Origin of the sequence: Hymenobacter mellowenesis (assembly GCF_030581005.1) — a bacterium.
Classification (GTDB): domain Bacteria; phylum Bacteroidota; class Bacteroidia; order Cytophagales; family Hymenobacteraceae; genus Hymenobacter; species Hymenobacter mellowenesis.
Map to the genome: position 1 here is coordinate 1 of NZ_JAUQSX010000009.1, position 20,661 is coordinate 20,661.

The 20,661-nt window shown below is 61.0% G+C and carries 17 protein-coding genes; 10 read left to right on the forward strand and 7 right to left on the reverse strand.

Going from position 1 to position 20,661, the window contains the following annotated elements; all coding sequences use genetic code 11:
* Positions 1 to 241 precede the first annotated feature (241 nt).
* The 9 genes from Q5H92_RS16620 (at position 242) to Q5H92_RS16660 (ending at position 8,513) form a co-directional block, all read left to right on the forward strand.
* Complete coding sequence (locus Q5H92_RS16620; protein ID WP_305012674.1) at positions 242 to 2,296, forward strand: BatA domain-containing protein; 2,055 nt, start codon at positions 242 to 244, stop codon at positions 2,294 to 2,296.
* Positions 2,297 to 2,360: 64 nt separating this feature from the next.
* The gene (locus Q5H92_RS16625) at positions 2,361 to 2,918 is read left to right on the forward strand and encodes a DUF4199 domain-containing protein (RefSeq protein ID WP_305012675.1); all 558 of its coding nucleotides are present in this window, start codon (positions 2,361 to 2,363) and stop codon (positions 2,916 to 2,918) included.
* Between the two features lie 49 nt (positions 2,919 to 2,967).
* Positions 2,968 to 3,504, forward strand: a complete 537-nt coding sequence (locus Q5H92_RS16630; protein WP_305012676.1) for a DUF4199 domain-containing protein — start codon at positions 2,968 to 2,970, stop codon at positions 3,502 to 3,504.
* Between the two features lie 19 nt (positions 3,505 to 3,523).
* Positions 3,524 to 4,474, forward strand: coding sequence for a glycosyltransferase family 2 protein (locus Q5H92_RS16635; RefSeq protein WP_305012677.1), 951 nt, complete (start codon positions 3,524 to 3,526; stop codon positions 4,472 to 4,474).
* Positions 4,475 to 4,561: 87 nt separating this feature from the next.
* On the forward strand, positions 4,562 to 5,692 hold the full coding sequence (locus Q5H92_RS16640) for a glycosyltransferase (RefSeq protein ID WP_305012678.1): 1,131 nt from the start codon (positions 4,562 to 4,564) through the stop codon (positions 5,690 to 5,692).
* Between the two features lie 41 nt (positions 5,693 to 5,733).
* Complete coding sequence (locus Q5H92_RS16645) at positions 5,734 to 6,300, forward strand: hypothetical protein (RefSeq protein WP_305012679.1); 567 nt, start codon at positions 5,734 to 5,736, stop codon at positions 6,298 to 6,300.
* Positions 6,297 to 6,875: a hypothetical protein gene (locus tag Q5H92_RS16650; protein WP_305012680.1), complete on the forward strand. Its 579-nt coding sequence runs from the start codon at positions 6,297 to 6,299 to the stop codon at positions 6,873 to 6,875. The genes Q5H92_RS16645 and Q5H92_RS16650 overlap by 4 nt, the downstream gene beginning before the upstream one ends.
* A gap of 3 nt (positions 6,876 to 6,878) precedes the next feature.
* Positions 6,879 to 8,057 (forward strand): hypothetical protein, encoded by a 1,179-nt coding sequence (locus tag Q5H92_RS16655; protein WP_305012681.1) that lies wholly within the window; start codon positions 6,879 to 6,881, stop codon positions 8,055 to 8,057.
* 51 nt (positions 8,058 to 8,108) lie between these two features.
* Positions 8,109 to 8,513 carry a DUF1801 domain-containing protein gene (locus Q5H92_RS16660; RefSeq protein ID WP_305012682.1) on the forward strand — a complete coding sequence of 135 codons (405 nt, stop codon included), beginning with the start codon at positions 8,109 to 8,111 and terminating at the stop codon, positions 8,511 to 8,513.
* Here the strand turns inward: Q5H92_RS16660 and Q5H92_RS16665 are convergent.
* The 4 genes from Q5H92_RS16665 to purB form a co-directional block, all read right to left on the reverse strand.
* Positions 8,510 to 9,625: a glycosyltransferase family 9 protein gene (locus Q5H92_RS16665; RefSeq protein WP_305012683.1), complete on the reverse strand. Its 1,116-nt coding sequence runs from the start codon at positions 9,623 to 9,625 to the stop codon at positions 8,510 to 8,512. The genes Q5H92_RS16660 and Q5H92_RS16665 overlap by 4 nt on opposite strands.
* A 92-nt stretch (positions 9,626 to 9,717) precedes the next feature.
* A complete protein-coding gene (locus tag Q5H92_RS16670) occupies positions 9,718 to 10,179 on the reverse strand; it encodes a DUF6252 domain-containing protein (protein ID WP_305012684.1) in 462 nt (153 codons plus the stop codon).
* Between the two features lie 32 nt (positions 10,180 to 10,211).
* Positions 10,212 to 11,633 carry a T9SS type A sorting domain-containing protein gene (locus Q5H92_RS16675; RefSeq protein ID WP_305012685.1) on the reverse strand — a complete coding sequence of 474 codons (1,422 nt, stop codon included), beginning with the start codon at positions 11,631 to 11,633 and terminating at the stop codon, positions 10,212 to 10,214.
* A gap of 414 nt (positions 11,634 to 12,047) precedes the next feature.
* Entirely contained in the window at positions 12,048 to 13,388 is a 1,341-nt protein-coding gene (gene purB, locus Q5H92_RS16680; RefSeq protein ID WP_305012686.1) for an adenylosuccinate lyase, read from the reverse strand.
* 273 nt (positions 13,389 to 13,661) lie between these two features.
* On the opposite strand from purB, the gene Q5H92_RS16685 reads away from it, so the two are divergent.
* Positions 13,662 to 15,785 carry a transglycosylase domain-containing protein gene (locus Q5H92_RS16685; RefSeq protein WP_305012687.1) on the forward strand — a complete coding sequence of 708 codons (2,124 nt, stop codon included), beginning with the start codon at positions 13,662 to 13,664 and terminating at the stop codon, positions 15,783 to 15,785.
* An 84-nt stretch (positions 15,786 to 15,869) separates the two neighbouring features.
* Here Q5H92_RS16685 and Q5H92_RS16690 read toward each other — a convergent pair whose 3' ends face one another.
* From Q5H92_RS16690 to Q5H92_RS16700, 3 genes are all read right to left on the reverse strand, one after another.
* Positions 15,870 to 18,422, reverse strand: a complete 2,553-nt coding sequence (locus Q5H92_RS16690) for a T9SS type A sorting domain-containing protein (RefSeq protein ID WP_305012688.1) — start codon at positions 18,420 to 18,422, stop codon at positions 15,870 to 15,872.
* 80 nt (positions 18,423 to 18,502) lie between these two features.
* Complete coding sequence (locus tag Q5H92_RS16695; protein ID WP_305012689.1) at positions 18,503 to 19,423, reverse strand: TerC family protein; 921 nt, start codon at positions 19,421 to 19,423, stop codon at positions 18,503 to 18,505.
* Positions 19,424 to 19,502: 79 nt separating this feature from the next.
* On the reverse strand, positions 19,503 to 20,552 hold the full coding sequence (locus tag Q5H92_RS16700) for an aldo/keto reductase (RefSeq protein WP_305012690.1): 1,050 nt from the start codon (positions 20,550 to 20,552) through the stop codon (positions 19,503 to 19,505).
* Between the last annotated feature and the right edge of the window lie 109 nt (positions 20,553 to 20,661).

Consider the following 20,661-nt stretch of genomic DNA (forward strand, 5'->3'; position numbering starts at 1 on the left):
GCCCCGGTGCGCCTATGGTACTGCCTTCACCGGTGGGAGAGTCGGTCGCCGCCAACCTTACACAAGGAAATCCCCCTCTTGGATGCTTTCACCAGCAATCAAGAGGGGATTTTTGCTTTTGTTATTTTCAAAAAACAATTTGAAATTATATGGTCATCTTTGCTGTATACTTGACAAGCGCCAATTGATGATTGTTTGTGTTAGTAGGCGAGTTTATTTTTTGATTAGATAGAGCGATTATATGCAGTTGGCTTATCCGTGGTTTCTATTTGGGCTTTTTGCGGTGATAGTTCCTGTTGTGATTCATTTACTGCAGTTGCGACGGCCACAGCGAGTTCTTTTTACGAATACAGCATTTATACGGGAAGTGGAAATGGTGACCGTGCGTCATCGGCAACTTCAGCATTGGTTTGTTTTGCTAGTTAGGGCGTTAGCAATTGCTGCTTTGGTATTTGTCTTTTGCCAGCCTTTTATTCCGGCTGAAAGGTATAATGACCTTATGGCGCAGAGTAGCACGATGGATGTGTGGGTGGACAATAGTAATAGTATGCAAGTGCGGGCAATATCGGGAAGAAGCTTGTTGGAGGAAGGTATGGACCAAGCAGCTATTTTAGGGAAAGGCAATAAAGCTGACAAATTCCGTTTACTTAATATTGGAAGAAAAATAGAAAGCTATACTCAGTATGAAAATGATTTAAATACATTAAAACTTGGTCAAGGTAATAGCGCTTTCGCAAGCATTTCTGCGGATAGGAATTCGTTAGTTTATTTATTCTCTGATTTTCAGAAAAGCGCTTTCACTGTTAGCTCGCTCGATAAGTTTGGGAGCAGTAAACGGGTTGTTTTGGTACCACTGGCAGGAAAACGGGTTGGAAATATTTATGTAGATAGTGTGTGGGTTGATGATGCTTTTGTGCGGCTTCATACCAACATTGGATTACACGTCCGATTGCGCAATGGTGGGCAAACGGATGTAACTGATTGCCAGGTCAAAGTGCTTTTGGGTGCTAAACAGGCGGCTGCCTTGCGGGTTACAGTAGCACCCGGCAAAGCTGTGACGACAGTGGTGCAGGTACAAATTGACAATAGTGTGCCAGTAGAGGGGCGAGTGGTGGTGGACGACCTGCCAGTAGCTTTTGATAACACCTATTATTTTACGTTGCAGCCGGCGGCGGCTATTCGAGTTCTGGAGATTGGTGAAGAGCCGGTGACGCAACAGCTGTATGGAAACGAGCCACTGTTCGCCTATACTTTTGCCAAAAGCGGGCGAGTTGACTTTGGGCTGCTACGGCGAGCCAACATGATACTAGTGAGTGGTATTGCAAATGTGGATGCTGGCTTACGTGAGGCGTTAGTTTCTGCGGTGAAGCAAGGGGCTAGTGTTGTGATTGTCCCATCAGCAGCTAGTGGTGCACATACAACTTACAACCTGCTATTTAAGGAATTGGGTCTGGGTGGTGTGCAGTGGGAAGACAATGCGCCGAAGCCTGAACTGCGCGAGGTGGCCATGCCAAGTGCGCAGGAGCCGTTCTTTCGAGATGTATTTGGCGCGCAGCAGCGGGCAGTGACAATGCCGCGCGTGGCGCCGGTGTTGCGCTGGTCGCGTACCGGAACGGATATTATGCGGCTGCGTGATGGCGAAAGCTACCTAGCCGGTTTTACCAATGGAGCGGGGCAGGTATACGTTTTCTCAGCCCCGTTTGGAACTGCCTATTCGGACTTTGTAGAGCATGCCCTGTTTGTGCCGGTGATGTACCGAATGGCCATGCTGAGCTATCAGAACGAGCAGTTGCCGGCTTATCGCCTCAACCAAGATGTGGTGACCCTGAAATTACCGGCAGCCGGCACTGCGGGGCGGCAGGATGAAGCGGCGTTTCGGATGGTAAAGGATAGTTTGATACTAATTCCGGCGCAACGAGTGGTGGGCTCGGAAGTGCGTTTGGAATTACCAGAGGCAATGAATGTACCGGGATTTTATCAGGTGCGCCAGGGGCAACAGCCGTTGACTACGCTGGCTTTTAATGCGAACAAGCGCGAGTCGGAGTTAGAGGCTTATTCGGCCGACGATTTGCGGCAATTGCTGGGCAATAGCCATCCCAACGTGCGGGTGGTAGAAAACGGGGCCAACGGCGCGGGACTGGCCGCGGACAGCGCCGACCAAACGGGCACCCCGCTATGGCGATACTTCCTGGCGGCGACGTTGGTCTTTTTGCTGGCCGAAGCATTGCTGGTTCGGTTTGGGCGCCCTCGGGCGGCGGTAGGCTCGGGAAGTGTGGCAGCCAAAGCGACGGTTTAGGCAGGTAAGCAGCGGCCAACGCGAGGTTGGGGCGTAACTTGCGGCTTAAATCAATTAGTGGCTTATGGCAGAATCTTCCGTTGAACCCCTTGCCACGCGGGGCGGCACACCGGCGCCGGTAGTGACGCAATTAGCGTTGAAATTTGGCGTGGGCGTTGGGTTGGTTTGTGTGCTGTGGATGGTGGCGCTGCAATTGACTGGCAACAATGGTTTTGGTCCCAAGCAATTATTGGCTCAACTGCTGGTGCCGCTGGTGGCAGTGGCCAGCGAATGGAAACTGCGGCGGCAGTTGAAGCCACAGAAACCGGGCCTGGGTCGGTCGTTAGGTGTTGGTGTACTGACGGTAATGCTGGCGGCGGCGGTTTCGGCCGTTGGCGTGTTGGGGCTGGCGGCTGGCGCAGGCGAGAAGGCCGTGGCCCGCCACCGGGCCGAGGTGAAAGAGATAGTGCAGGCCCAGCAGCGGGAAGCCGCCAAGCAGGGCGTATCTGTGGCCATGCGACAGCAGCAACTCCAACAAGTTGAGGGCCTGACGGTGGGTGGCATGGCGAGCAGCAATTTTCTGCAGGTGCTGGTGCTGGGGCTCGTGTTGGCCGTACCGGCGGGGATATTTTTGCGCGAATAATTCTGGTTACTTTGCAGCTCACTTTTATACTCACCAACCTCAACAAATTATGGAAACTACTACCAAGTCTGTAACACCTGTTTCGATAGGTTTGCGCTATGGCGTTTTGGCAGCTTTGACAGCAGTAATTATCGATTTCCTGATTCGTATCGCTGATTTTGGCTTTATGACATTTGGGATAGTTTCCTTTCTCGGTGGTGTGGTTGTAACAATTGTGTGGATTGTCATCGCTCACAAAGCTTTCAAGGACGCGAATAATCGTTTGATGACATTCAGCCAAGGACTTATCATTACTATGGTAATGATGTTGATAATTAGTGTTGTTACAAGCTTATTCAATTATGTTTATGTTCAATTCATCGACCCAGACTTTGTGAATCGTCTGAAAACTGGAATGACAGAGTTTATGGAGCGTAATAATGTGCCTGACGATAAAATAGCCGAGAGTACTGCGCGCTTTGATGAAATGAAGCTGAGTTTGCCCAAAACATTGGTCAACGGCATTACCCGTGGTTTGGGTGTTGGGCTTGTACTCGGTGCTATTGTATCGGCTTTCACCAAGCGTAGTGCTCCCGAATTTGAATAAGTCATCTGCTAAATTTCCGGTGGAAATTTCCATCGTGATTCCGCTACTCAACGAAGCAGAATCCCTGCCGGAGCTCACGCGCTGGATTGCGCAGGTATTGCGGGCGCGTGGGCTTTCGTACGAGGTGATTCTGATTGATGATGGCTCGACGGATGCTTCGTGGGAGGTGATTGAGGGCCTGGCGGCGACGGATGAGACGCTACGCGGCATTCGCTTCAATCGGAACTATGGCAAATCGGCGGCGCTGAATGTGGGCTTTGAGGCGGCGCGGGGGCGGGTGGTGTGCACCATGGACGCCGATTTGCAGGACTCGCCCGAGGAACTGCCGGAGTTGTACCGTATGATTGTGGAAGACAAGTACGACCTGGTGAGCGGCTGGAAACAGAAACGCTACGACCCTTTGTCGAAAACCATTCCGACCAAACTATTTAACGGGGCCACGCGGCTGATGTCGGGCATTCAGCTGCACGATTTCAACTGTGGACTGAAGTCTTACGACTCGCGCGTGGTGAAAAGCATTGAGGTGTATGGCGAGATGCACCGCTACATTCCGGTGATTGCGAAATGGAACGGCTTTCGCAAGATTGGCGAGAAGGTGGTGCAGCACCAGGAGCGGAAATACGGTGTGACCAAATTCGGGCTGGAACGGTTCATCTTCGGCTTCCTGGATTTGATGAGCATCACCTTTGTGGGACGCTTCCGGCGCGCACCCATGCACTTTTTTGGGACATTGGGCACGCTCTCCTTCCTAGTGGGGTTGCTGATTACGCTGTGGCTGACGGGCGAAAAGGTGTGGCTGTCGCTGCACAATCTGAAGGCCCGGCAGGTGACGGAACAACCACTGTTTTTTCTGGCCCTGACGGCAGTAATTGTGGGCGTGCTGCTATTTGTATCTGGGTTTTTGGGGGAAATGATTCAATTAAATGGCCCGCGCCGAAACGATTATCTGGTGCGGGAAACCATTCATTAATTCATTTAACATTTATCAATTGACATTTAACAAGTGCCGTGGGCGCTGATGTAATTGTTAGATGTTAATTAATAAATGTTGACTGAAATGAAGGTTGTTATCATTGGGCCGGCTTACCCGTTGCGCGGCGGCCTAGCCACGTACGATGAGCGGCTGGCGCGGGCTTTTCAGGAAGCGGGCGACACGGTGCGCATTGTGACGTTTTCGCTGCAATACCCGGATTTTCTGTTTCCGGGCCAGACGCAGTTCAGCACCGAGCCCGGCCCGACGGATTTGCAAATTGAGGTTAGCCTGAATTCGGTGAACCCGCTGTCGTGGTGGCGTGTGGGGCGGAAGCTGCGGGCGGAGAAGCCTGATTTAGTGATTTTTCGGTTTTGGCTGCCGTTTATGGGGCCAGCGCTGGGCACAGTGGCGCGGCTGGTGCGCGGCAATGAACACACCCGCGTGGTGGCCATCACCGACAACGTGATTCCGCACGAAAAGCGGCCGGGCGACGGGCCGCTGACGCGCTATTTCCTGAGTGCCTGCGACGGTTTCGTGACCATGAGCCGGAGCGTGTTGAAGGACTTGCAGCAGCTGGGTTTTGGGCGGAAACCAGCCCTGTACCGGCCGCATCCGCTGTACGATAATTTCGGGCCCATCAAGCCCAAGGCAGATGCTTTGGCCGCATTGAAACTGCCGGATACGGCGGGCTATTTATTATTCTTCGGATTTATTCGAGCCTACAAGGGACTCGATATCATGCTTGAAGCATTTGCCGATGCGCGAATTGCTGCACTGCCAATCAAATTAATTATCGCGGGAGAATTTTATGAAGACGCGGCGCCGTACGAGGCCTTAATTAAGCGTTATAAGTTGGAAGACAGAATAGTGCGGGCCACGGACTTTATTCCGAATGAAAAGGTGGCAGATTATTTCTGCGCGGCCGATTTGGTGGTGCAGCCCTACAAGAATGCTACGCAAAGCGGCGTGTCGCAAATAGCGTATCATTTTGAGCGGCCCATGCTGGTGACGGACGTGGGCGGCCTGGCCGAGCTAATTCCGGATGGCGTGGTGGGCTACGTGGTACCGCCTTCGTCCACGGCTATTGCCGATGCGGTGGTGGATTTTTATGCCCAGAAACGGGAAAATGCCTTTGCCGCAGGCGTGCGAGAACAGAAAAAGCTGTTCTCGTGGCCGGTGATGGTGGCGGCGCTGAAGGAAGTGGCGGGGAGGTAGGCTAATTCCAGACTTTGTATATTCGTGAAATTCCTTGTTCCATGAAAATACAGTTATTTAATTCGCTGGTTATTTTGGCATTGTGGGGGAGCTTAGCCCAAACGGCCGTGGCCCAAACGGCCCGCATCGCCCATCTCAGCCACAGCGGCAGCATGGCGACGCTGGAGGCAGCAGCCGATAATTTTGGGATACCGCCCAGCCACTTCGAGGCGGACAGTATTGAAATTCTAACCGACAGTACAGCGCGGGAATACGGACGTTGGACGGGCTACCACAAAGCTGGAAAAACCAACGTTGTGCAGTTTGGCTATGCCAAGCACGGTTACGGAAAATCGGTCCGGCAATACATTACCAGCAAACAGCAGTATCATCCGCACCTTAAGGTTATCAGGCGAGACTCGGTGGCAGCCAAGGAAGCGCCAAAGCTGACGACACCGGTTTTGGAAAAGCAGAAAGTCAAACGCAAGAAATCCGCCCTTCTGCCCACCACCGTGCCGGCCCCGCCCCAGCACCCCGGCGTGGCACTGGCCATCGCGGCCATCTTGGTGCTGGCGGGGGCCGGCTGGCTGCTGGGCGAGCGGAAGCCAACAAGTAACTATCCGGTATGAAGAAGCTGGTCATCATCGCACACCTGCTGGTTTGGACTGCGGCACTACCCACCGCCGCCCAAACGGCGCGCATGGCCCACTTCAGCCACAGCGGCAGCGCGGCGACGCTAGCGACGGAAGAAGGCGCGGATAATTTTGGTATTCCTTCGCCGTATTTTAACGCCGACAGTATTCGCCTGCTTTCTGATACAGTGGCCCTGGCGTATGGAAAGTGGGTTGATTTTCAATTCCATGACAACTCAGCCGCAAGCAAGGCATACTATAGTCGAAAAACGGATACTCTGAGACTGGGCCATTATGATTTTAAGAATAGGGGTGAAATAGTTCGCTACTATCGGCGGTACCATCCGGAGATTAAACTCATTGATTTTGATACAACCCAGGTACCGGTCAACGCATTGCCGCCCGCAAAAGTCAAGCAAAAAACCAAGCGCAGGAAAGCGGGGGCCTTTATTATTCCGACGATTCCAGCTCGGCCTGATGGCGTGACGCTGGCCGTGGCAGGCATCCTGGCTTTGAGCGGCGCTGGCTGGTTGCTCGGCGAGCGCCGGCCCACCCAAACCCCGGCTGCCTGACCAATGCCGGGAGCCTTTGCGCGCCGGTGGCTGCTGCTATTTGCCGGACTTTTTGCCCTCACTTCCCCGTTTCGCTACCAGTTGCTGCCCGGTGTGGGGCCGTGGCTGCGGCCTGCGTTGGAAACGGGAGTAAGCGTGCTGGTGGGGCGCTGGCTGCCGGGGCGCTCGGCGGCATTGTTTTCTGATTCGCCCGGGCTGTATGCCTACGCGGGGCTGCTGGCAGTGGGCACGGCGCTGGCGGCGGCTTTGTGGGTATGGTTGGCCCGGCGCAGTTCCGCTGGCGAAGCGCGGCTGTGGTATGGGCTGCACACCGGGGCGGCGTGGTTTGTGGCCCTGCACTTGCTGCTTTATGGCTTTGATAAAATCTTCAAAAGCCAGTTTTACCTGCCCGAGCCGAATACGCTGTACACGCCGCTCGGCCAGCTCTCGCCCGACCTGGCCTACTGGAGCGTGATGGGAGCCTCGCGCAGCTACAGTGTGTTTGCGGGGCTGCTGGAAGTGGGGGTGGGGCTGCTGCTGGTGTGGGGGCGCACCCGGCTACTAGGCGGCGTGCTGGCGCTGGCGGTGCTGGCCAACGTGGTGGCGCTGAACTTCGGGTTTGATATTTCGGTGAAGCTGTGGTCGGGGTTTTTGCTGCTGCTGGCGGGCGTGGTGGCGGCGCCGGGGCTCTACACGGCATATTATGCGCTGGTGGGGCGGGAATGGCGGCCGGCCGGGCCCCAGCGGGCGGCGCGGTGGCGGGGCCGCTGGGTGGGCGCGGTGCGCGGCCTGCTGCTGGCCGTGCTGCTGCTGGAAACGGCTGTGCCGTTTGTGCAGCGCGGCAATTTCAACGACGACGCTGCCGCCCGGCCGCCGCTGCACGGCGCGTATGCCGTGGTGCCGCTGCCGGGCGCGGCGGGCGGGGCGCCGGTGCGGGTGTTCGTGCATCGGCGCGGCTACTTCATCACCCAGGCGGCCGATGGGCGCCTACAGGACTATGCGCTGCACTACGCGCCCGGCCGGCTGCTGCTGCGCGGGCCGGCGGGCCAGCCCGGCGTGCTGTGCTACCGCGCCGATAGCGCGGGCCTGCACTTGAGCGGCCGGCTCGGGCCCGATTCGGTGCGCTGGCTGGCCCGGCCGCTGCCGTGGCGCCGGCTGCCGCTGCTGCGCGGCGGGCACTGGACCACGGCGGCCGGGGAATAGCGCCGGTTTGTATCTTGTCCCTTCAAGTTCTCAACCATTTGCCTGCTCCCGATGCCCGCTCCTGTCGCCCTCACATTTGACGAATTTATCGCGGCCCTGCCCGCCGAGCGGCAGCAGCCCGCCGTGCAGGCGTGGCAGCTGGTGCGCCAGGCCGTGCCGGCCGGCTACACCGAACACATCGGGCCGAAGTTCCTGGAGTTTCGGGCCGGCAAGGACATGTACATTGGCCTGGCCAACCAAAAGGGCTACCTCACCCTGCATTTGGTGCCCATGTACCTGATGCCCGTGCTGCAAGAGCAGCTGGCCGCCGCCGCGCCCAAACTGAAAATGGGCAAGGGCTGCGTGAACTTCACGCAGGCCGACGAACTGCCGCAGGCCGCGCTGACCGAGCTGATTGGGGCCACGCCCCCGGCCGATTACCTGGCAGTGCGGCACGCGCCCCGTCCGAAAAGCTAGCCGGCCGACAGGCCAACCGCCACACTCTCGCGCACGGCCTGCAGCACTTTGGCGGCCGGCAGGTCTTCCATGCAGCTGGTGCCGAGGCGGCAGCTGCCGCGGTAGAAGCACACGCACTGCTTGTCGGGCCCCACGAGCTGGCCGCGGCCGTAGAGGTCGAATTCGTGCGGGTTGAAGATGTTGTTCATCAAGATGGTGGGCTTGCCGAGGGCGATGCTGATGTGCATGCCCATGGTGACCTGCGTCACGATGCCGTCCATCTGGTGCATCAGGTTGATGAACTGGGGGAGGGGGAAGGTGCCGAGGTAGGCGGCGCCGGTAGCGGCGTGCAGCTCGCGGTTGCGGGCGTCTTCGGCCTCGCCGCCGAGCAGCACGGGCGTGTAGCCAGCGGCTTGCAGGCCGGTTATCAATTCAATCCATTTCTCGGTGCTCCAGAGGCGGGTGGTCCACCGGTCGCCGCAGCCGGTGTTGAGGCCGATGCGGGGGCGGGCGGCGGGCAGGGCGCTCCAGTCGAAGCCCTTGTCTTCGTGGGTGTCGAACACGTATTCCTCGCCCCGGAAGTCGAAGCCGCAGAGCTCGAAGATTTCCTGCACGTAGGGCTTGGTGTTGGCCAGGCTGGTTTGGTCGAATACGCCGGTGAGGAACTTGTGCTCGGCCAGCTGGTTCACGGGCCAGGCCACGCCGTCGTAGGGGCGCAGGGCGTAGCCGAATTTCTCCTTGGCCACAATGCTGTTGAGCAGCACGCAGGCTTCTTTTTCCTTGTCGAGGTTGATGACGACGTCGAACTCGCGGCCCTGCAGCTGCAGGGCGCTGGCAAAGTCGAACTTCAGAATCTCCTCAATCTCGCCCTGGGGCAGGATGGCGGGCGTGAGCGTGAGCCAGGTGATAGAGCAGCCGGGCCGCTCCTGGCGCAGGCGCCGCAGCAGCGGCGTAGTCCGGATGACGTCGCCAATGGCCCCGAGCTTGATAATCAGAATTCGGCTCGTGACGGGCGCGTACACCGGGCAGCCGTCGCACACGTAGCCGTCGGTTTTGTTGGGGCGGCAGGGGAGGTCGCCGCGGAAATGGCGGCAGTCGGGGTGAACCAGAACGGAATCGAGCAGGTGGGGCAAGGGGAAGGGGGCCGGTGAAGAGGCAAAAGTAGCGAATGGGGCCACCTCGATGTAAATAAAGCGTCCGGCTGTTGGTCGACTGCGGCGTGGACTTAAAAATTTACATTAAAAACGCCCTCAGTTACGTCTCGGCTATCGCCGGTATAGTTCGCGGATTTGAAGGCAAAGCTGCCGGTGACGTTGGTAGCACTGATGCTGGAAACGACAATAGTGCCGGACGTGCAGCTAAATACCTGAGTGTTGCTGGCTGCTGCGGAGTAGCTGGCATACGCAGGGGAGGTACCATCCAGCGCATACGTCCCCACCGCGTTAGGAACGTAGAGCAGCATGCTACTGGTGCCGACAGAGCCCACGCCGGAAATGGTGAGGTAATTGCCCGAAGGCTGTACTCGGGCAGACAAAGCCTTTGTCTTGACGTAATCGACTTTCCACGCCATGCCTGAAAACGCGACGGGAACCGGGGCGGGGTCGTCCCTTTTAGAAGAACAGGCAACGAAAAACGACAGCGCTAACACGGCCGCCACGCGGGCAAGGGAGAAATAGAAAAGACGCATCTGCAAAGCAGGAATAAAAGTCGGTAAGAAGGTTATTCTACCACCAATTTGCCCGAAGCTGTGCCACAACGCACCACGTAGAGGCCGGGCGTGAGGCCGGTGAGGTCGAGGGTAGTAACGGTGGCGTGAGCAGGAATGCGTTGGCGGCGCACCTCGCGGCCTTGAGCATCAAACAAGGTGGCACTGGTTGCTTCCGGCACAGCGGGGCTTAGAACGACTTGCGCGTGAGCGGGATTGGGAAAGAACGCCAATTGGTCTGTTGGAGAAGCTGGTTTAGTTGCCAGCGCCGTGGCATTGGTCAGTTTTGCCAGAAAAGCATCGCTCCCTCGGAAGCCAGTGGTGCTGCCATTGTCGCTGCCTACCAACGTGGTATTGCCAAAAACGACACCTCCTTGAAGCGTGCCCGTGATGTAAAGATTAGTGTCATTCAGCGTCGCATCGGCAACTTCCAGCCCAAAGGCGACGGCCGGCAGGGGCGTGGTGGCAATGTAACGCCATTGCCCGCCGGGACTTAATGCCGCAGCAAAGGGTTGGTTGCCGGCAGCAGGCGCGGTGATGGTTTGGTTTCCAACGGTGAGTTGGGCGGGCCCGGCACCAATGCTACCCAGCTTCTCCAGCACGACCGCATTGCCGCTGCCATCGACCACAAAAGCCGAGAAAGCAACAACGTAAGCAGTGCTGAGCGGCAATTGCTGCGTTAGGGTCCATTGCCCACCCGCCGACAATTGCCCCAGAAAGTGGTAACCGTAGCCAAGCGGAATGCTGGTTAAAGGGCTGCTGATGGTGGTGGCGCCAACCACGGTGCCGAGGGTGGCCCGCCCGGCCACCCACAACGAGCCGGCTGCGGTGTACGCCAGGCGAAATGCTTCGCTGTCAAAGCTGCTGCCGTTGGCAATGGCCCATTGCCACTGATTGGCCGGGCTGAGCTGGGCAATAACAAAACCTGCGTTGTTACTGGCGGGCACCGCAGTGGAGAGGGTGCCAAACGTCATGCTTCCCGACAACTCCCGGCCACCCACTGCCACCTGGCCATTGACACCAACCGCCAGCGCCAGGTTGGAAGCCACGCCGGGACTGCCAGTCGAACTGGCCACGGCGGTCCATTGCCCGGCCGCGCTCAGGCGGGCCACGAAGAGCGCCGACCTGCCGGTGCCCGTATTAACCGCCGGCAGCGTCGTTGTTCCGAAAGTGGGTTGGCCCTGGTAGGCGTCGGCTACCACCACCCCGCCGGTGCTGGGGTCCAGGGCAATTCGGGGCGCTGCGCCCCTGACATCCACGGTCCGCAGCCACTGGCAAACGCCCGCGCTGTTGAGCCGTGCCGCCCATACGGCGTAGCCTGCGTTAGCCAAATCTTGCGTTATTCCTCCCACGCGCAGGCTGTCGGCAATGGCCGTGCCGGTTGCATAAACATCGCCGGCCGGAGTTACGGCTATTCCGGTCACCTTGGCATCCAAATCACCGATAGACGAAACCCCAACGGGCGCAACTCCCGTGCGCCAAATCCAACTCCCGCTCGGAGAAGCCTCTGCCACAAAACCGCCTGGCCCCAAGCTGCCCGCGCTGCCAAAGCTGCGAGTCGCACGGGGCATCAGCGTAGAAGAACCCAATATGCCGCCAACGTACACGTTGCCAGCTGCATCGGCGGCCACCGTGTTTCCGCCAACGCCCGTCCCATCTGTTGGATTAAGGTTGGTGCTTTGCAAGCCCCACGCCCAAGCTGGTGCCTGCGCAGCACCCGGGTTAGAAATGAGCAGCGCCGGAACAACGCATAAAATAACCCGGACGAACAGAGCGGTAGCAGAGAGGCGCATAAAGGGATGGTAAATGCAGGATGCTAAAATGCGGCTAAAGCTACACCCGTGGCCGCCCTACCGCCCCACGTAGCTGTGCGGCGTGATGCTGCGCAGCTCCGCTTTCACGCTGTCGTCCACGTCCAGCCCATCGATGAACGCGCCGATGCTGGCGGCCGAAATGGCCTCTCCCGTGCGCGTGAGAGCTTTAAGAGCGTTGTAAGGGTCGGGGTAGGCCTCGCGGCGCAGGATGGTTTGGATGCCCTCGGCCACCACGGCCCAGTTGGTTTCGAGGTCTTTTTTCAGGGCTGACTCATCGAGCGCCAGCTTGCCCAGGCCGCGCTGCAGGGCGCCGAGGGCGATGAGGACGTGGCCGAGCGGCACGCCCAGGTTGCGCAGCACCGTGGAGTCGGTGAGGTCGCGCTGCAGGCGGGAGATGGGCAGCTTGGCGGCGAAGTGCTCCAGCAGGGCGTTGGCCACGCCGAAGTTGCCCTCAGCATTCTCGAAGTCGATAGGGTTCACCTTGTGCGGCATGGCCGAGGAGCCTACTTCGCCGGCCTTGATGGTTTGCTTGAAGTAGCCCAGTGAGATGTACTGCCACACGTCGCGGGCCAGGTCCATCAGAATGGTGTTGAGGCGCTTGAGGGCATCGCAGTGGGCCGCGAGGTGGTCGTAGTGCTCAATCTGGGTGGTGGGGAAGGAGCGGCTGAGGCCCAGCCGGTCGTTCACGAACGTGTTGGCGAAGGCGTGCCAGCTGATTTCCGGGTAGGCTGCGAAGTGGGCGTTGAAGTTGCCGGTGGCGCCGCCAAACTTGGCCCCGAACGGCACCTGGGCCAGCAGCGCCACCTGCGCATCGAGCCGGGCCACGAACACCCCGATTTCCTTGCCCAGCCGCGTGGGCGAGGCCGGCTGGCCGTGGGTGCGGGCCAGCATGGGCACGGGCGCCCACTCCTGGGCGCGGGCGGCCAGGGCGTTGCGCACCTGGGCGTAGGCGGGCAGCACCTCGCCCACCAGCGCATCGCGGAAGCTGAGCGGAATGGCCGTGTTGTTGACGTCCTGCGAGGTGAGGCCGAAGTGAATGAACTCCACGAAAGCGCCCAGCCCGAGCTTCGTAAACTCGTCGCGCAGCCAGTATTCCACGGCTTTCACGTCGTGGTTGGTCACGGCCTCGTGGGCTTTGATGGCCTCGGCGTTGGCTTCGGTGAAGTTCTCATACAGGCCGCGCAGGGCCGGGAATGCTTCTCGCGCTACGCCGGCTAGTTGGGGCAGCGGCAGCTCGGCCAGGGCGATGAAGTACTCAACTTCGACCAGCACGCGGTAGCGTATCAGGGCCATTTCGGAGAAGCGCGGGGCCAGGGAGGCGGTGGCGCGGGCGTAGCGCCCGTCGAGGGGCGAGAGGGCGAGGAGGGGGCTGGGCATGGCGCAAAAGTACGGGCCGGGGCAAGGCAGCCGAACCAAATTGGCCCACTAATTCGGAAAAAGGTGACCACAAAAAGCACCGGCAGAGCTCAGGCCGGCGAATTGAACCATAGCCGGCTGGCCTGCATTTACACCTTTCGGTTTTGCTGCGCCTGCGCCAGGAAACGTAGGCGTAAGCCGATACAGTCGTTCCACTGGCGATGCCGTATTCCAGCTACGCCTGCGTTTTCCTTACCTTTGGCGCTGGCGAAATCGCCCACCTTATTGAGTTCCGTGCAAATTTCCCCTTCCACCAAACGACTTCTTCTCGGCATCCTGGGCGGCCTGGCGGCTCTGCTGCTCGTGGCCTTCGCCGTGTTTCAGTGGAAGCGCCAGCAGCTGCTGGACTACGCCCTGAAAGAAGTAAAAGCCAAAATCGAGCGCAAATACCCGGTGGTGCTTACCCTGGGCCCGGCCCGGTTTGCCGGCTTCAAAACCGTGGAGATTGCCGGCCTGAGCCTCGTGCCCAACGCCGCGCCTACCGATACGCTCCTCACCGCCAGGCGCCTGCAGGCCAGCCTGAGCGTGCGCTCGCTCTTCGCCGGCCGGCCGGTGTTCAGCGACCTGCAAATCATCACGGCCCGCCTCACGCCCCACAAAACGGCTACCAACGACAACTACGGCTTCCTGATTAAAAAGCAGAAAGCCAGCACCGTTCCGCGCGATACCACCAAGGGCACCAACTACGGCCTGCTGCTGAACCAGGCCCTCGAAACGGTGTTCGACAACGTGCCCGGCGAGGCCACCTTCCAAAACTTCACCGTCGATTACGCCAGCCCGCGCCACACGGCCCTGCTACGCATGCCGGAGCTGAAAATCCAGGACGGCGATATCTCGGGCCGCCTCACGGCCACGCTCGATTCGGTGGCCAACGAGCTGGGCATCAGCGGCCACATCGAGCCCGGCGACTACGCCCTCACGGCGCGGGTGTTCGGGGTGGGCGGCTCGGTGCAGCTGCCCTACGTGCCGCGCCGCTTCGGCGCACTGGTGAGCTTCGACACGGTGCTCGTGAAGCTCACCGGCAAGGATTTCGACAACGACGACACCGGCGGCAAACTCACGGTGCGCGGCTCGCTGGCCGCCCGGGGCTTCAGCCTCTACCACCCCAAGCTGGCCGCCAACGAGATTGAGGTGAAGCGCGGCGCCCTGGATTTTGTGGCCACGCTGGGCCGCGGCACGGTCGCGCTGGAAAAAGGCAGCCAGATTACGGTCAATAAAATCGTGCTCTACCCCGAAATCAGCGTGCGGATGAAGCCCAGCCGCGCCGTGCGCATCAACGTGACGTCGGCCGAGACGGAAGCCAACGACTTCTTTGCCTCGCTGCCCACCGGCATCTTCGACGAGGTGCGCGGCACCCAGGGCACCGGCACGCTCAGCTACCACCTCAGTGCCGACCTCGACATGGCCAACGTTGACAGCCTGCGGTTCGATTCGGGCCTCAAGGGCAAGAACTTCCGGCTCACCAACTTCGGCGAGGAAGACCTGAATAAGCTGAACACGCCCTTTCTTCAAACCGTGTACAACGACAAGGGCGACTCGGTGCGCACCTTCGCCGTGGGCCCGCCCAACCCCGATTTCGTGCCCTACAACGAGGTATCGCCCTACCTCATCCACGCCATCACCACGGCCGAGGACCCGCGCTTTTTCTCGCACCGGGGCTTCATGGAGAAGGCGTTTGTGAAGTCGGCCATCCAGAACATCAAGGAGAAGCGCTTTGCCCGGGGTGGCAGCACCATTTCGATGCAACTGGTGAAAAACGTGTTTCTGACCCGTCAGAAAACCGTGGCCCGTAAAATCGAGGAAGCCCTCATGGTCTGGCTTATCGAAAACACCCGCCTGGCCAGCAAGCAGCGCATGCTGGAAGTGTACCTCAACATCATCGAGTGGGGCCCCAGCAAGTACCGCTGGCCCAGCGGCAAGCGCGGCGTGTACGGCGTGAAGGATGCGGCCCTGTTCTACTACGGCAAGCGCCCCGACGAGCTGAACCTGGCCGAAAGCCTCTACCTGGCCAGCATCATCCCCAAGCCCAAGTTTGCCCGCTACTCCTTCGATGCCTACGGCGACCTGCGCCGCAGCACCCGCTATTTCTTCCGCCTCATTGCCGACATCATGGCCACGCGCGGCCTCATCACCGCCAACGACCGCGAAAACCTGCCCTACGGCCTCTCCCTCAACGGCCCGGCCAAGCAATACATGCACTTCTCGGCCCGCCCCGACACCACCCGCACCACCGTGGCGGCCGACTCCAGCCAGTTTGAGCCCCTCAACCTGATTGACCTGCTCAACACCGGCGCTGCCCCCGACGCGGGCGTGAACTCCGGCGTGCCCGATGCCGAGCCAACCAAAAACCCAAAGTAGCACCGTCGGCCAACCGGGCGGCATAGAACAAGAAAAGGGGCAATGCCAATGGCATTGCCCCTTTTCTTGTTCTCGTGGAAGACTCTACTCCACCACCACGCGGCGCGTGACGGTGCCCACGGCATAGCGCACGCGCAGCAGGTACACGCCCACGGGCAGGTTTTCCAGGTCCAGCGTGGTTTCGGTGGCGCCGGCCAGGGGCTGGGTGCGAACCGGCCGGCCCAGCGCGTCGAGCAGTTCGAGGGCCTGCGGCTGGGCGCTGGCGTCGGGGGCCACGTGCAGGCGGCCGTGGGCCGGTACGGGCCAGGCGGCGGTGCGCTCGGCCACGGCGGCAGGCGCTTTCACGTGCAGCACGTTGGCGGCCGTGATGCGGGCCACGCCCAGCCGGGGCAGCCCACTCACGGTGGTGAAGGCGCCGGCGAGCAGAATCGCGCCGTCGGGCTGCACCGCAATGCTGCGCACTTGGCCGTTGGGATTGGCAGTGCTGCCGAACGTGCCGTCCACCAAGCCGTTGTCGAGCACCCGCGTCAGGTTGTTGTGGGTGGGCGAGGTGGCTTGGCTGAAGTTGCCGCCCACCAGCACCCGGCCGTTGGGCTGAATGGTGAGCACGCGCACCGCGCCCGACATGGCCAGGGGGGACGTAAAGCTGGGGTCGAGGGCGCCGGTGGTGGTCAGGCGGGCCACGTTGTAGCGTGGCACCCCGTCAACCTGGCCAAAGCTGCCGCCCACCAGCAGCTTGCCGTCGGCCTGCTGGGCCAGGGCAAACACGTGGCCAGCGGCCGCCGGCGCGGTAAAGTTGTAGACGGCCGTGTTGTTGAAGGACGCATCGAGCGCGCCGGTGCTTTCGTAGCGCACCACCCGGAACACCGTAGCGTTGCCCACCCGAAACCGGCCCGACAGCACCACGCGGCCGTCGGCCTGCACCAGCACCGCGTCGGCGGCGGAGCCGGTGCCCAGCACCGGGTCGTTCACGGCGCGCACAAAGCTGGGGTCTACGGCGCCGGAGGTGGTGAGGCGGGCCAGGCCGTTGACCGGCGTGCCGTTGGCGGTGCCGCTCAGGCTGCCGGCCACCAGCACCCGGCCATCGGCCTGCAGGGCCAGCCCCGCCACGCTGTTGACGAAGTAGCCGGGGCCGGTCACAAACGGGGCGAAGGTGGCGTCGGGGCTGCCGCTGGTTTCGTAGCGCAGCACGCTCTCGGCGGTGCCCACCAGCACTTTGCCGTTGGGCTGGAGCGCCAGGGTGGTCACCGGGGTGGGCAGCACGCCGGTGGCGGCCCCGAAGGCCGCATCGAGGGCGCCACCGGGCTGCAGCCGCACCAGCCGATGCACCGCTTGGCCGTTGATTTCCGTGAAGTCACCCCCGAGCAGCACCTTGCCGTCGGGCTGCAGGGCCAGGGCCGCGGCGGTGCCCCCAATCTGGAGGCGGGGCGCAAACGGCGCCTCTACCACGCCGCCCGCCGTGAGGCGCACCAGCGGCTGCTCCACGCCATTGAACGCGCCAAACCCGCCGCCCACCAGCAGGGTGCCGTCGGCCTGCAGGCCCATGGTCCAGGGCGCCGTGCTGGGGCCCGTGCCCACCTGGAAGGTGACGTCGGACGTGCCGTCGGTGTTGAGGCGGGCCACGCGGTTGCCCACGGCGCCGGTGAAGTAGCCGCTCACGATGATTTTGCCGTCGGGCTGCAGCAGCACGGCCGGCTCCGCGGTGTTGGTCGAAATGTCGCCGTCGAGGAAGTTCGACGTCACAAAGTTCGGGTCGAGGACCCCGCTGGAAAGCAGGCGCGCTAGGCCCGCGTAGCGCGAGGTGCTGCTCGGCAGGTTCAGGAACCCGTTGATGAGCACCTTGCCATCGGGCTGCACCACAATGCCTTCGGTGTAGGACGAAACCAGCAGCGGCGAGGTGAACGTGGCATCGACGCTGCCGTTGGCGTTCAGCCGCACCAGGCCGGCGGCGGGCTGGCCATTGAAGGCATCAAACTCGCCACCCAGCAGAATTTTGCCGTCGACCTGCACCGCTACGGAGCCCGGCAAGGCCAGCGGGTCGAACCCGGTGCCCACGTTGAAGGAGTTGTCCACGCTGCCGTTGTTATTCAGCCGCACCACCCCGGCGGCAGCCACGCCGTTGTAATGGTCGAAATAGCCGGCCACGATGATTTTACCATCGGGCTGCACCGCATAGAGCTGCCCGAAGCCGGGGCTTCCGTTGAGGGCCGCCCCCGTGCCCGCCGTGAAGGTGGCATCGGCGGTGCCGTCGGCGTTCAGGCGCAGCAACTCGTTGCGGGTGGTTCTGCCGGCGATAATGGCGCCGCCGCCGGCCAGCAGGTATTGGCCGGTGGGCAGGCCCAGCACCTGCGACACGCCGCTGACGGCGCCCGTGTTCTGCGAAAAAGCCGCGTCGACCACGCCCGCCGCGTCGAGCCGCGCAAAGTTGGCGCCGGTGGCCGCCCCGTTGACCCGGGTGAAATAGCCGCCCACCACGCGCTTGCCGTCGGCCTGCTGCGGCCCGAGGAAGTACACCTGCCCGGTGGTGTAGAGCGAAAGGGGGGAGGTGAAGGTGGGGTCGAGAACCTGGGCGGCGGCCGGCTTCACGGCCGGGGCCACTAGTAGAAAGCCAAGGGCAAGGAGTCGAAGTGTTTTCATGAGCGCATGAGGGCTGATAGATAGAAAAGGTTGTCCGGGCCAGCTTTAATAATTGCGACTGGCGGAGAAAGAAAAGGGTTTCAACTACTTTTCTTGGGCCACAGCACCGAGGCCAGCACGCTCAGCGCCAGCAATCCGCCCACAATTCCCAGCGCGTAAGGCATGGGGATGGGTAGGATTTCCTCCAGCAGAATTTTGGCCCCGATGAACACGAGAATCAGCGCCAGGCCGTAGTGCAGGTAATGGAACAGGCGCATCATGCTGGCCAGGGCAAAATACATGGCCCGCAGGCCCAGCAGGGCAAACACGTTGGAGGTGAACACAATGAATGTGTCGCGCGTGATGGCCAGAATGGCCGGAATAGAATCGGCCGCGAACACCACGTCGGTGGTTTCGACCATCACCAGTACCACAAAAAGCGGCGTGGCAAAGCGCAGGCCGTCTTTCTTGATGAAAAACCGACCGCCCTCCATTTGCCGGGTGATGGGGAGGTGGCGGCTGAGGAAGCGCACCACGGGGTTGTTTTCGGGGTCGATTTCGGGCGTGTCGCCCGCCACCCCCATCCGAATGCCCGTGTACACCAGAAACGCGCCCAGCAGGTAGAGCAGTAAGTGGAATTTGGCCAGCAGCGCCCCCCCAATCAGAATAAATACCGCCCGCAGAATGAGCGCGCCCAGCACGCCCCAGAACAGAATGCGATGCTGGTACTGGCCCGGTACTTTGAAGTAATTGAAAATGAGTAGGAAGACAAATAGGTTGTCGACGCTCAACGCCTTTTCTACCAGGTAGCCAGTCAGCCATTGCAGGCCTGCCTGGTGGCCCATGGTGCGGTACACCAGCAGGTTGAAGCCCAGCGACAGCGCCACCCAGAAAGCGCTCCAGCCCAGCGCCTCGCGCAGCCTGATTTCGTGGGCCTTGCGGTTGAATACCAACAAGTCAAGCAGCAGCAGCCCGACCACGAAAGCCACGAAGGCGAGCCAGAAGAGGGGAGTGTTTTCCATGCCAATGGGCAAGATACGCCGGTAGAGGGCATGCCCCGGCCCCGGCCCGGCCGCCTGCCAGCGCCTGCCCAAACGGCTGCTACTGCCAGCCCTGCACCGAGTGGCCCCCAAAAATCCCCTTGTTCACGGCCGGCGTGAAAATGGGATACGGAAACACCGCTTCCGGCGCGCTGGCCTCGCTCAAGGCCCGCAGGTGCTCGGGGCTGAGCGTGAGGGATAGCGCCGCCAGGCTGTCGCGCAGCTGCGCCACCCGGCTGGCGCCCACAATGGGCGCGCTCATGCCGGGCTGCGCCAGCACCCAGGCCAGCGTTACCTGCGCCAGCGGGTGCCCAGCCTGCGCCGCCACTGCTTGCAAAGCCTCCAGAATGCGCCAGTTGCGGTCCGTGAACAGCGTGTTGCCGAACGGATTGGGTCCGCTGAGGCGGCCTTCGCCGGTAGCCCCGGCGTCGGCGCGCTGGTACTTGCCGGCCAGGAAACCGGCCGCCAGCGGGCTCCAGGGCGTGATGCCCAGGCCGAATTCGCGGGCCAGCGGCACGTATTCGTGCTCAATGTTGCGCTCCACCAGCGAGTAGGCCAGCTGCATGGCAGTGGGGCCCGGCACGCCGTGCGCCGCGGCCAGCGTAGCAGCCTTGGCCGTGTACCAGGCAGGCATGTCGGAAAAGCCGAAGTAGCGGATTTTGCCGGCGCGCACCAGGTCGCCCAGCGTTTGGAGCACTTCCTCGGCGGGCGTCACCATATCGTAGGCGTGCAGCCAGTAGAGGTCCACGTAGTCGGTGCGGAGCCGGCGCAACGAGCCTTCGAGCGCCCGGTAGATGTTTTTGCGGCCATTGCCGCCCGCATTGGGATTGCCGGGGCCGCCGTTGAAGCCGAACTTGGTGGCCAGCACCACCTGGTCGCGCAGGCCGCGGTCGGCAATGTACTGGCCCACTAGCTCCTCGCTGCGCCCGCCGGCGTACACGTCGGCGGTGTCGACAAAATTGCCGCCCGCTTCCACGTAAGCGTTGAAAATGGCCTTCGAAACATCGTCGGGCGAGCCCCAGCGCGGGGTGCCAAAGGTCATGGTGCCGAGGGCCAGGGGGCTGACCACCAGGCCGGAACGGCCGAGGGTGCGGTATGCGGTGAGGGACATAAAGCGTCGAATGTTGGAGGAAATAAGGCTGTGCCGATTAGAACAGCCATTGTCCCACAAAAGTCTGGTCTTCAGTCCAGAACCAAGCTACACAAACCGCCGATTCTGC

Excerpts from the sequence above, each read along its gene's own strand:
- Q5H92_RS16620 (WP_305012674.1), top strand. The coding sequence starts at position 242 with ATGCAGTTGGCTTATCCGTGGTTTCTATTTGGGCTTTTTGCGGTGATA.
- Q5H92_RS16625 (WP_305012675.1), top strand. The coding sequence starts at position 2,361 with ATGGCAGAATCTTCCGTTGAACCCCTTGCCACGCGGGGCGGCACACCG.
- Q5H92_RS16630 (WP_305012676.1), top strand. The coding sequence starts at position 2,968 with ATGGAAACTACTACCAAGTCTGTAACACCTGTTTCGATAGGTTTGCGC.
- Q5H92_RS16640 (WP_305012678.1), top strand. The coding sequence starts at position 4,562 with ATGAAGGTTGTTATCATTGGGCCGGCTTACCCGTTGCGCGGCGGCCTA.
- Q5H92_RS16645 (WP_305012679.1), top strand. The coding sequence starts at position 5,734 with ATGAAAATACAGTTATTTAATTCGCTGGTTATTTTGGCATTGTGGGGG.
- Q5H92_RS16650 (WP_305012680.1), top strand. The coding sequence starts at position 6,297 with ATGAAGAAGCTGGTCATCATCGCACACCTGCTGGTTTGGACTGCGGCA.
- Q5H92_RS16655 (WP_305012681.1), top strand. The coding sequence starts at position 6,879 with ATGCCGGGAGCCTTTGCGCGCCGGTGGCTGCTGCTATTTGCCGGACTT.
- Q5H92_RS16660 (WP_305012682.1), top strand. The coding sequence starts at position 8,109 with ATGCCCGCTCCTGTCGCCCTCACATTTGACGAATTTATCGCGGCCCTG.
- Q5H92_RS16670 (WP_305012684.1), bottom strand. The coding sequence starts at position 10,179 with ATGCGTCTTTTCTATTTCTCCCTTGCCCGCGTGGCGGCCGTGTTAGCG.
- purB (WP_305012686.1), bottom strand. The coding sequence starts at position 13,388 with ATGCCCAGCCCCCTCCTCGCCCTCTCGCCCCTCGACGGGCGCTACGCC.
- Q5H92_RS16690 (WP_305012688.1), bottom strand. The coding sequence starts at position 18,422 with ATGAAAACACTTCGACTCCTTGCCCTTGGCTTTCTACTAGTGGCCCCG.
- Q5H92_RS16695 (WP_305012689.1), bottom strand. The coding sequence starts at position 19,423 with ATGGAAAACACTCCCCTCTTCTGGCTCGCCTTCGTGGCTTTCGTGGTC.
- Q5H92_RS16700 (WP_305012690.1), bottom strand. The coding sequence starts at position 20,552 with ATGTCCCTCACCGCATACCGCACCCTCGGCCGTTCCGGCCTGGTGGTC.